Source organism: Oleiphilus sp. HI0125 (assembly GCF_001635355.1).
In genome coordinates this window covers 1-1368 of record NZ_LWGF01000593.1, presented here as the reverse complement: position 1 = coordinate 1368, position 1368 = coordinate 1, and the positions used below count along the sequence as shown (strand labels likewise).

Here is a 1368-nt window from a genome sequence, read left to right as displayed (position 1 = left end):
GGTGGAGGTTACTTTGGAAGCAGTCGCTGATGCGCCTGCGGTGAGTGCGAGTGATGTAAATGGTGATGAGAATAGTGCTATTGCCTTGGATATCACTGGTAGCCTAGCAGATAACGATGGTTCTGAGTCAGTTACCGGTTACACCATCAGCGATGTGCCGTTAGATGCTACGTTATCGGCTGGCACTGACAATGGAGATGGTAGCTGGACGTTGACAGCCGCTGAGCTTGCCGGTCTCACGATCACGCCAGCAATAGGCCATCTAAGCGATATCGTTCTGCAGGTCACGATTCATAATGAAGATGTTGATCCCGATGATAGCAGCCAAGTCGATAGCAATAGTGCAACGACGTCAATGACTGTAACAATTAATTCGGTTATTGATGGCCCGAACCCGGTTGATCCAGTCGATCCGACCGATCCAATCGATCCATCGAACCCAAGCGCTGACGGTGATCCACTGACGGGGGCTGTCACTGTAGCAGAAGACGTAGTTTTTGATCTTGAATTGGGTCCGTTAACTCCCATTGACGTTAATGAAACAATGAGCAGTGTCACGATCGGTGGTGTGCCAACTGGAGCGATTTTGTCAGCGGGTACGAATAACGGTGATGGCACCTGGACAGTGGATCCCGCTGATCTTGACGGTTTGAGCCTTACGCCAGTCGAACATTCTAGTGATGACTTCACATTAACGACTGCAGTAACGTTCACACAGGGAGATGTTAGTCAAGTTTATAATGGTTCGGTAGAAGTTACTTTGGAAGCAGTCGCTGATGCGCCTGCGGTGAGTGCGAGTGATGTAAATGGTGATGAGAATAGTGCTATTGCCTTGGATATCACTGGTAGCCTAGCAGATAACGACGGTTCTGAGTCAGTTACTGGTTACACCATCAGCGATGTGCCGTTAGATGCTACGTTATCGGCCGGCACTGACAATGGAGATGGTAGCTGGACGTTGACAGCCGCTGAGCTTGCCGGTCTCACGATCACGCCAGCAATAGGCCATCTAAGCGATATCGTTCTGCAGGTCACGATTCATAATGAAGATGTTGATCCCGATGATAGCAGCCAAGTCGATAGCAATAGTGCAACGACGTCAATGACTGTAACAATTAATCCGGTTATTGATGGCCCGAACCCGGTTGACCCAGTCGATCCGACTGATCCAATCGATCCAACGAACCCGAGCGCGGATGGCAATCCATTAACAGGAACGGTAAGCACGTTAGAGGATACTGAGGTCGATCTTGAACTGGGTCCATTAACCGCTGTTGATAGCACTGAAACGATCAGCAGTGTCACGATCGGTGGCGTGCCAACTGGAGCGATTTTGTCAGCAGGTACGAACAACGGTGATGGCACCTG

At 50.0% G+C, this 1368-nt stretch carries 1 pseudogene; it reads left to right on the top strand.

The features are described from left to right. Nucleotides 1-13: 13 nt before the first annotated feature. Nucleotides 14-1368 (top strand): annotated as a pseudogene (locus A3762_RS07560) (hypothetical protein); the annotation flags it as partial.